Annotated in this window: 10 protein-coding genes; 6 read left to right on the plus strand and 4 right to left on the minus strand. The window is 40.9% G+C overall.

Annotated elements, in window-relative coordinates:
* Positions 1 to 11: 11 nt before the first annotated feature.
* From spoVAC to A4245_RS16960, 6 genes are all read left to right on the plus strand, one after another.
* Positions 12 to 491 carry a stage V sporulation protein AC gene (gene spoVAC, locus A4245_RS16935; protein ID WP_067730106.1) on the plus strand — a complete coding sequence of 160 codons (480 nt, stop codon included), beginning with the start codon at positions 12 to 14 and terminating at the stop codon, positions 489 to 491.
* Complete coding sequence (spoVAD, locus tag A4245_RS16940; RefSeq protein WP_067730111.1) at positions 491 to 1,507, plus strand: stage V sporulation protein AD; 1,017 nt, start codon at positions 491 to 493, stop codon at positions 1,505 to 1,507. Before spoVAC ends, spoVAD begins: the two co-directional genes overlap by 1 nt.
* Entirely contained in the window at positions 1,504 to 1,854 is a 351-nt protein-coding gene (gene spoVAE / locus A4245_RS16945) for a stage V sporulation protein AE (protein WP_067730113.1), read from the plus strand. The genes spoVAD and spoVAE overlap by 4 nt, the downstream gene beginning before the upstream one ends.
* An 18-nt stretch (positions 1,855 to 1,872) precedes the next feature.
* Positions 1,873 to 2,073: a DUF1657 domain-containing protein gene (locus A4245_RS16950; protein WP_067730114.1), complete on the plus strand. Its 201-nt coding sequence runs from the start codon at positions 1,873 to 1,875 to the stop codon at positions 2,071 to 2,073.
* Positions 2,074 to 2,090: 17 nt separating this feature from the next.
* A complete protein-coding gene (locus tag A4245_RS16955) occupies positions 2,091 to 2,948 on the plus strand; it encodes a DUF421 domain-containing protein (protein WP_067730116.1) in 858 nt (285 codons plus the stop codon).
* A gap of 81 nt (positions 2,949 to 3,029) precedes the next feature.
* On the plus strand, positions 3,030 to 4,277 hold the full coding sequence (locus A4245_RS16960; RefSeq protein WP_067730117.1) for a dicarboxylate/amino acid:cation symporter: 1,248 nt from the start codon (positions 3,030 to 3,032) through the stop codon (positions 4,275 to 4,277).
* A gap of 625 nt (positions 4,278 to 4,902) precedes the next feature.
* Here the strand turns inward: A4245_RS16960 and A4245_RS16965 are convergent.
* From A4245_RS16965 to A4245_RS16980, 4 genes are all read right to left on the minus strand, one after another.
* Positions 4,903 to 5,880, minus strand: coding sequence for a zinc-binding dehydrogenase (locus tag A4245_RS16965; RefSeq protein WP_067730118.1), 978 nt, complete (start codon positions 5,878 to 5,880; stop codon positions 4,903 to 4,905).
* A 5-nt stretch (positions 5,881 to 5,885) separates the two neighbouring features.
* On the minus strand, positions 5,886 to 6,818 hold the full coding sequence (locus A4245_RS16970) for an ArsA family ATPase (protein ID WP_067730119.1): 933 nt from the start codon (positions 6,816 to 6,818) through the stop codon (positions 5,886 to 5,888).
* A 31-nt stretch (positions 6,819 to 6,849) separates the two neighbouring features.
* Entirely contained in the window at positions 6,850 to 7,107 is a 258-nt protein-coding gene (locus A4245_RS16975) for a cory-CC-star protein (protein WP_067730122.1), read from the minus strand.
* A gap of 70 nt (positions 7,108 to 7,177) precedes the next feature.
* Positions 7,178 to 8,914: a carbon starvation CstA family protein gene (locus A4245_RS16980; protein ID WP_067730124.1), complete on the minus strand. Its 1,737-nt coding sequence runs from the start codon at positions 8,912 to 8,914 to the stop codon at positions 7,178 to 7,180.
* Positions 8,915 to 9,486: the final 572 nt, after the last annotated feature.

Consider the following 9,486-nt stretch of genomic DNA (forward strand, 5'->3'; position numbering starts at 1 on the left):
GTGAATAACCTATGTCAGATGAAAAAAAGAAAAACTTACCTCCCGAGGCACAACAATACCAGGACTTCCAAACAAAGAGAGAAGTTAAAAGACCTTTATTGAAAAACTGCCTGAAAGCATTTCTGGTCGGCGGATTCATTTGTTTTATCGGACAGATCATCACTACTTTTTATATATATAATTTCAATTTCACAGAACAAACTGCTGGAAACCCTACAGTTGCTACCCTTATTTTCATCACAATGCTTCTGACCGGTTTCGGCCTTTACGATCGTATTGGACAATTTGCAGGTGCTGGTTCCGCGGTTCCGGTAACAGGATTCGGGAATGCAGTCATTGCATCTGCAATCGAGTACCGTACAGAAGGATTTATTTTGGGTGTTGGCGGAAATATGTTAAAACTAGCTGGCCCCGTCATAGTGTACGGTGTATTTTCTGCATTTGTGATTGCAATAATTAAAACAATTTTAGTTCAATGGGGTGGCTTTTAATGCTTGCAGGACATCAAACATGGATTTTCAATAATAAACCGGTCATCCTGACAACTGGCACTGTAGGTGGGCCATTTGAATCGAACGGCAATATTCCAGAGGCTTTCGACATCCTGCATGACGATATGTGGTTAAAACAGGCCTCTTTCGAAAAAGCCCAGCAAAAAATGATGGAGGAAGCCTGCCAGATAGCAATTAAGAAAAGCCAGATCGAAAAAGAACAAGTACAATTTTTTATTAGTGGAGATTTAATCAATCAAATTACACCAACCAGTTTTGCTGCAACTACGATGGGTATCCCCTATTTTGGCTTATTTAGTGCCTGTGCAACTTCCATGGAAAGTCTGGCTTTGTCCGCGGCCATTATTAATGGAGACGGGGCAAACTATATTTTAAGTGGTTCCTCGAGTCACAATGCTGCCACTGAAAAACAGTTTCGTTATCCTACAGAGTATGGCGGGCAGAAGCCTCCCACATCCCAATGGACGGTAACGGGGGCAGGATGTGCACTCGTAGCTAAAGAAGGTAACGGTCCAAAAATAACTTCAGCTACCATTGGAAAGGTTGCCGATATGGGGATGACTGATCCTTTCAATATGGGAGGGGCAATGGCTGCAGCGGCTGCCGACACAATCGAGATACACTTAAGAGAGAGAAATGTAGACCCCTCTTATTATGACCTAATCATTACCGGTGACCTAGGACATATTGGCAGAGAAGTATCTCTAGATTATATGCATAAACGGAATATTTCCATCTCAGAAAAAAACTATGTGGATTGTGGACTTACAATTTATAGGGAGGGCCAGCCCGTGCTCGCAGGGGCAAGTGGTTCAGCTTGTTCAGCAGTAGTTACTTATGGTCACTTCTTAAAACAGATGGCCAGAGGTGAAATCGAAAAAATCCTAGTGGTTGCGACTGGCTCTCTCCATTCCACGTTAAGTGTGCAACAAAGTGATCCAATACCATGCATTGCACATGCTGTATCAATTGAATCAGGAAGTGATATAAAATGATATTTTTTTGGGCATTTGTCGTAGGTGGACTTATATGTGTAATCGGCCAGATTATGTTTGACGTTTTCAAACTATCTCCGGCACACACATTGACCATACTCGTCGTAAGCGGTGCAATACTTGATGGCTTAGGTTTGTATGAACCATTAATTGATTTTGCTGGTGCTGGTGCGACTGTACCAATTACCAGCTTCGGAAATTCACTGGTACATGGAGCAATGCAGGAAGCTGAGAAGCATGGACTTATTGGAGTTGTCACTGGTATGTTTGAAGTTACCAGTTCCGGTATCTCCTCAGCAATTATTTTCGGAGTTATTGGAGCGTTATTATTCAAGCCAAAAGGATAAAACAGGAGATGATTATATATGACTGTCGGTGCACAGGTAAAAGGATGCTATTCATCCATTAAAAATATCGAAGCAAGTCTTGGTATATTAGCAAATAAAACTCAAGATAAAGAGTCAAAGCAAGCTTTCGAAAATGTCGAGCAAATCATCAAGCAAATCAAAAATGACCTTCAAAAACAGGTAATCGAGCTATCCAAAGAAGAACCACAATATAAATAGAGAAAGGAATGATTACTGTGCCGGAATGGATTAATGTCATTCTTAGATCCCTTACACTGATTGTCCTGTTATTCTTTTTAGTAAAATTGCTGGGGACAAAACAATTATCACAGTTGAATATTTTCGAGACCATTTCCGGAATCGTACTCGGAGGGATTGCTGCCATTCATACAATGGATCCCAATACAAATTTCAGCTATGCACTTATTGCCTTGGTAATATGGTTCCTTGTGCCATTCGGAGCAGAAAAAATCGCTTTAAAGAGTAAAGCTTTTCGGGATTTTACAGAAGGAAAAGGTACCGTTTTTATTCAGGACGGAAAGATTATGGAAGATAATCTAAAAAAGGAAGGCTACTCCACAGACGATCTCTTGGAAAAGCTGCGTGACAATAATGTGTTCCTCGCATCCGATGTCGAGTTTGCAATATTGGAACCATCCGGGTCTTTAAGTGTCCTTCCTAAACGGGAAAACCGACCGCTTACTCCTAAAGATCTTGGTATCAAATTGGCCCCTTCCAAGGAACCTCAAACAGTTATCATGGATGGTAAAGTATTAGTGGAACCTTTAGCAAATCTTTCACTGAACCAACAATGGCTGGAGAGCGAATTGGATAAAATGAACGTCAGTATTGAGAATGTTTTTTTGGCACAGGCGGATAATGATGGTCAACTTAGCGTCGACTTGTTCGATGATATGATCGCAGTCCCGGCGCCAACTGAAAAGCCACTTCTTCTCGCTACCATGAAAAAATGCCAGGCAGATCTTGAGCTATTTTCTTTATCTACGGAAAACATGCAATCAAAAGAAATGTATGATAAAAACAGTAAAAAACTACAAAATGCAATCGATAGGATAACTCCATATTTAAGCTAATATGTTCTTAAACCTTTTATTTTCGTGTATGATGATTATATAAGTTATTATAATTTCCTACACGAAAAGAGTTGATGTCAGGTGAAAGAAAAGCTTAAGGCCTACCGGTTTCCCATTATACTACTGTCCTCCATTATTTTAGGATCAATAATAGGACTTATTTTTGGTGAGAACGCAACAGTCCTCAAGCCGCTTGGTGATATTTTTATTAATTTATTATTTATGATTGTTGTGCCACTCGTATTTTTTACCATTGCTTCAGCTATAGCCAACATGGACAGTATGAAAAGACTCGGCAAAATCATGGGGTCAATGATGACAGTGTTCATTGTCACAGGGCTGATTGCATCTGTTTTTATGTTAGTCGCTACAGTTATCTTTCAGCCTGGTTCTGGAGTCGATATTCCATTAGTTGCTCCTGAAGAAGTCGAGGAAGTCAGCGTTGGGGAACAATTGGTTAATACGTTTACAGTACCGGATTTCGTTGATTTGTTTTCAAGATCCAATATGCTTGCATTGATCATTTTTTCCGTTTTGGTTGGGGTTGCAACTGGTTTAACCGGTGAGCAAGGAAGACCTTTTACCAGATTTTTGACAAGTGCTTCTGAAGTGTTCATGAAGATCATTCAGCTTGTGATGTATTATGCACCTATTGGATTAGGGGCATATTTCGCTTCATTGGTTGGTGAATTTGGGACAGCGCTGATTGGCGATTATGCTAAAGCACTCATTATCTATTACCCTGTTGCTGTTTTATACTTTGCGATTGGTTTTACACTATATGCATTTATAGCCGGAGGAAGAAAAGGTGTTACCCATTTTTGGAAAAATATCTTATCTCCTGCTGTCACTGCACTTGGAACAGGAAGCAGTGTAGCATCTCTTCCTGTTAACTTGCAGGCTGCAAAAAGAATTGGTGTGCCTAAAGATATACGTGAAACCGTACTGCCTCTCGGGGCAACCATCCATATGGACGGATCCTGTCTATCTGCCATGCTAAAGATTGCTTTTGTGTTCGGTGTTTTCAATCTGGATTTCAATGGTATCGGTACTTTCTTAACGGCAATTGGGGTATGTTTGTTATCAGGAATTGTCATGAGTGGAATTCCTGGTGGTGGATTTATCGGTGAATTAATGATTATTACCTTATATGGCCTGCCTATTGAAGCACTGCCTATCATATCTGCAATTGGAGTTGTCGTCGATCCTCCAGCCACAATGGTAAATGCCACAGGTGATACGGTCTCCAGTATGCTCGTTGCCAGGCAGATTGAAGGTAAAGATTGGATGGAAACAGATGAAAGTAATTACTCTGCCTTGGCAGAGTGAGATTGGTGAAGAAGGCTTGGTAGGATTAGAAAGACTGAAGATATACTGCTTGTTCAAAACAGTACGGACTCCAAAGCTTTAATTCGTTCATTTTACTGATTCATCCTATTTGATATAAAATGCGATGTAACAACTATTTGTGTTAGAAAGTTGGCACGGATAATGGAAGCGAGATACTTCGGCGACCGCTCGGGGAAATACACTGCGCGCATCCTAAGGCGGCTGGTGAGCCCCTTCATGCTACGCATTTCAGTGTCTCACCTATGCCTTTCCTCCCGTTGGAGTCTCCGTGTATTTCCCCGAGCTGGTTAAGTTTGCTGTTAATAAACTGCATCCTTACAAAATCTAATTATACAGCTTTACCAGTTCGGGTGAGCGGCGGGCGGTGACTCCTGCGGGAAAAGCACGTGTCCGAAGACCAGAAGAGTGGTTTTCTCTTCGGGGCTGAGGCCGTGCCCTAAGGTGCGCGACTGCCCAGAGCGATCCCGGACGGCGGGAGAAGCATATATCTCCGGTAATAAGACTAAGTTACTTCCTAGTTTACATAAAATACGACTCAGCTAAAGAGTGAAAGTTAAGTATATATTCATTAAGAGAGCCAGCATGAATTATGCTGGCTCTTCCTTTATATTTGGATTGCTACCTTACCAAACTGCTTTCCTTCTTTCAGATAGTCAAATGCCGCCTGAGCTTCATCCAATGGGAAGACTTTGTCCACAACAGGTTTCATCTGAAAATTTTCTATATGCTCCATCGCGGCCTGCAATTCCTGCCTGCTTCCCATTGTAGTCCCGATCAACTGATACTGACCATAGAAAAATTTACGTAAATTAAAATCTACAATATCATCTGTAGTCGCACCAAATATTACGATTCGGCCACCTTTTTTCAATACATCCAGCGACCGATTGAACGTTGCTTCTCCCACACTGTCAATAACAATATCTACCGTTTCATCAGCCAAAACTTCTTTCCAGTTACTGTTCGTGTCAATAACCAGATCTGCTCCAAGTTCTTTCGCCTTATTTCTCTTTTCTTCACTGCGCGAGGTAACAATCACTCGTGCGCCTACATTTTTGGCAAAGGAAATCAAATACGTTGCCACACCACTTCCTGCGGCAGGAATAAATATGGTCTCACCTCTTTTTATCTGACCTTTTGTAAAGAGTGCACGATAACCTGTTAAAGCAGCAAGGGCAAACACACCCGCTTCCTCCCAGGATAGGAATGCATGCTTTTTTTCCACCTGTTCTTCAGACAGCGCAATTTTCTCCGCAAAAGTTCCGTGGCCCGGCATTCCTAATATATCAAACTCTTTTGGAGGTGCCTCACTGTTATCATACCAACATAAAGCAGGGTTGATGATCACTTCATCGCCTACCTCGACTCGGGTGACACCTTCTCCAACTGATTCGACGACCCCTGCACCATCTGAACCAAGTATTAATGCTTCCTTGTCATTCCCTACCCGTTTTGGAAGACCTAAATCTCTTCTGTTCATTCCAGCAGTTCGCAGTGCTACAATAACCTCATTCGGTCCTGCAACAGGCTCGTCCATTTCCTTAAACTTTAACTCACCATACTCAAGTACAAATGCTTTCATACTTTTCATCCTTTCGTGTAATAATCACTCATTTTCTCCAGTTGTCTTTTATTCGTAATATCCCCAGAAAATAATGGAACGTAAACGAGTTCTTGTTTCTTAAAAGTATTTTCAAGCATGGAAAGATATCTTTTCTCATGAGCTTTTCTCTTTTCAAAAAAAACTCCGTCAACATCTTCCGGTAAAACTTTATTTACGATTAATGTTTTTACATGTAAGTGATACTTGTCCAGCAGCTTTATAGCTTTTTCTGTTTCCAGAATAGGAAGACGTTCCGGATTCAAGACGAAAATAAAGCCGGTTTGCTTAGGATCCAGAAGCACCTCCCTTGCTTTTGAGAATTTTCCCTGCCTTTCCTTCAAAACATCGTAAATTGGATCTTCAATTGGATCCCCATCATTTAATAACTGGGTATAATTTTCATTTATCTTCTGCCTTTTCTGCAACAGGCCTTCTATCCAGATTCCCATCAGTTCTGGAAGGGTCAACAGTCTGATCGTATGACCTGTAGGCGCAGTGTCAAATACAATTCTATCAAATTTACTTCTTTCTTCCAAAATAATAGCTATCAGCTTATCGAATAAAGCGGCTTCATCCGCACCTGGGGAAGCTTTGGCGGTGTCCAATTGGCGATGTACTTCTTCCATCATACTTGATTGGACAATTCCCTTTATGTTTTCTTTCACACTTTTTATATATTTTTCTGTTTCCATATCGGGATCGATTTCAAGAGCAAATAGTTTATCCGCTACCTTTTTTATCTCCCCACCGATTTCGTTTTCAAAGATATCTCCAATATTATGTGCCGGGTCTGTTGAAATTATCAGCGTTCGATTTCCTTCTTTGGCAGATTTCCAGGCAATCGCGGCAGCAGAAGTAGACTTACCTACCCCTCCCTTCCCACCTATGAAAAGTATCTTCTTATCCAAATCTTGCATCTGTTCTCCCGCCTCTCTTTAACTGCTTTACCTAGCAGCAGCGAATTCCTGTCATGGGGGATTTTTCCATTCCCATACGCAAATGCCAATCATGGAACCTCTCAATCATGTATGGGTATAATTCGAGTGTATAATAATAGACAGGATTTGGAATCCCGATCATTTCGGAATAAAGAAGCAATAGAAAGAAATCATCTTCGTTTCTCAATTCCCTGGCAATCTCCTGACGGTGTGGCATGCTTAGTACTTCTTCATAAAATGCGATTAACTGTTTTAATTTCTCAAGCAATTCTCTCACCTTCTTTTAACAAGCTATGTAGAAGAGGGTCATGTAAATAATGACCCTCCCGATTCTCACATTAATTATCTTTATCAAGTGGCTCGTCATACTTTTTCGTTAATGCGGAGAATGCTGTCAAGGCAATCCAAACTGCAAAAACGAATATAATTGCACCGAGTACAAATAGTAATGTATTGGAATTACTTCCAAACCAGGACCATTCAAAAATGACCTGCTGGAACATCGCATACAGTGTCATAAACATAAGGAAGATCATCGGAATCAATGCTACTGCATAGTTTCTTCCAAGGCGTTTAAGCCAGATTGCAATCAACATTAAACTGATTCCCGCAAGCAACTGATTCGCCGTTCCGAAAAGTGGCCATATTAAATATCCACCTGAACCAAATCCATTAGGTCCTTCTGGTATCAGTACCAATGCAGCGCTGGAAACCACAGCAATTGAAGTTGCGACATGTTTTTTCGTAATTGCCGGTACGTTATATTCCATCCCTAGTTCAGCTATAATATAGCGCATTAGACGAACGGATGTATCTAAAGTTGTAGCGGCAAAACTTACCACGATAATCGAGACGATGGTGGTAGCTATGTCTGCTGGAATAGCAATACCTTCAGCAAGCTGTGCTGCACCTTCCACAAATGTTCCCAAACCAATAGCATTCGCTTGTGTGAAACTCGAATATGTTGCCATGAAAGCATCTGTATTTGCGAAAAAGGTTGCTACGGCTATAATAGACACTAACGCTAAAATACCTTCACCAACCGCACCAAAGTAGCCGACGAATCTTGCATCTGTTTCCTTATCCAATTGTTTCGAGGTTGTTCCAGACGAAACAAGTCCGTGAAATCCTGAAATAGCTCCACATGCAACGGTAATAAATAATAATGGAAGCCAATTCCTATCCGGATTCTCATTCACCAATGGGGCGGTCATCTCAGGATTCAGGAAGAGTAAGCCTAAATATAATATTGCCATACCTACGACAAGTTGGTGCGAGTTAATGAAATCTCGAGGTTGCAGGAGTTTCCATACAGGGAGTGTAGAAGCAATATAGACATATACCATTAAAATAACGATCCAAATCAAAAATGCAGTTGAAACTGCACCTAGCCCAAATAATCCGGAACCATCCTCTCCACCCATATATTGCACCAAATTAATCTGCAAAAATTCATTTCTGCTTGCAAATATTGCCGTAATGTACATGACTGCCAATGCAATCAATGAAGGAATCAGCATTTTCATGTTCCGTTTATAAGCCGCATGACCAATCCAAATAGCCAAAGGAATTTGAATAAACACCGGCAATACACTAGCAGGATAATTAATAAATAGGTTTGAAATAACCCATGCAAATACCGCATTTACCATTAGTACAAGAATTAAAATGATAAATAAAAATAAGATTTTTGCACGGTTCCCTACCAATTTATCTGCGATTGTTCCAACTGACTGCCCTTTATTCCTGACCGACAAAGCAAGCGTACCGAAATCATGGACGCCCGCAGCAAATACCGTCCCCAGAATAACCCACAGAAAAGCTGGAAGCCATCCCCAATAGACCGCTATCGCTGGGCCTAGAATCGGCGCCGCTCCAGCAACGGATGTAAAATGGTGTCCCCAAAGCACAAATTTATTTGTTGGGACAAAATCCACACCATCGTTATACCTATGCGCTGGTGTCACATAGTTTGGATCGAGTCTATAAATCTTCTCTGCTACAAATTTTGAATAATAGCGATAACCTAAAGCAAATACAACCATACCAATCAACGCTACCAAAATACCGCTCATCTTCCCCTACCTCCCCTTTTTAATTGATAATTTCTCTATAAAGCTATGTGAAAACGCTTTAAAATAGTACAATTACATTTTAATATACAATGGTGAATAAAGTAAAATATTAAGAATCTTTTAATAGAGGGCAGAAATGGCCAAACAGGACGGATGAAGTCTCTAGGTGCGCACACTGCATGACTCAACTCGGTCGGCGGCAAGAGCAAATGTTTAATGTTATAGTTAGGTGGCACTTTATATCTGATGCGAAGATTAAAAAGACAACATGGTTTACAAAAGTAACCAATAGAAGCTTGGACATAACTTATAGCTGCATTATTAAAGACACGTGATATTCAGAAAAAGGAAGCTGAACAAAAGCGCAAGCGCCTTGATCACCCCCGACAAGCTTTAGTAGAAACTACCAGTGGCGTTCTTTGCCACAGGTAGTTTCTACTAAAGACCTCGAGGGGGTAGTCCGCTTTCGCTGGACGTGGCTGTTTATGTGCAAGAATTAATTGCTGCCAAAATTATATACTCCCTCTATATACTAACGTTTTCTCTTGTTTACGCCGTTTTTCTTAGAATTT

This window comes from Oceanobacillus damuensis (genome assembly GCF_001618145.1).
Classification (GTDB): domain Bacteria; phylum Bacillota; class Bacilli; order Bacillales; family Amphibacillaceae; genus Oceanobacillus; species Oceanobacillus damuensis.

What these genes read in the sequence shown, in the direction of transcription:
- spoVAC (WP_067730106.1), top strand. Translation starts at nt 12, where the DNA reads ATGTCAGATGAAAAAAAGAAAAACTTACCTCCCGAGGCACAACAATAC.
- spoVAD (WP_067730111.1), top strand. Translation starts at nt 491, where the DNA reads ATGCTTGCAGGACATCAAACATGGATTTTCAATAATAAACCGGTCATC.
- spoVAE (WP_067730113.1), top strand. Translation starts at nt 1,504, where the DNA reads ATGATATTTTTTTGGGCATTTGTCGTAGGTGGACTTATATGTGTAATC.
- A4245_RS16950 (WP_067730114.1), top strand. Translation starts at nt 1,873, where the DNA reads ATGACTGTCGGTGCACAGGTAAAAGGATGCTATTCATCCATTAAAAAT.
- A4245_RS16965 (WP_067730118.1), bottom strand. Translation starts at nt 5,880, where the DNA reads ATGAAAGCATTTGTACTTGAGTATGGTGAGTTAAAGTTTAAGGAAATG.
- A4245_RS16970 (WP_067730119.1), bottom strand. Translation starts at nt 6,818, where the DNA reads ATGCAAGATTTGGATAAGAAGATACTTTTCATAGGTGGGAAGGGAGGG.
- A4245_RS16980 (WP_067730124.1), bottom strand. Translation starts at nt 8,914, where the DNA reads ATGAGCGGTATTTTGGTAGCGTTGATTGGTATGGTTGTATTTGCTTTA.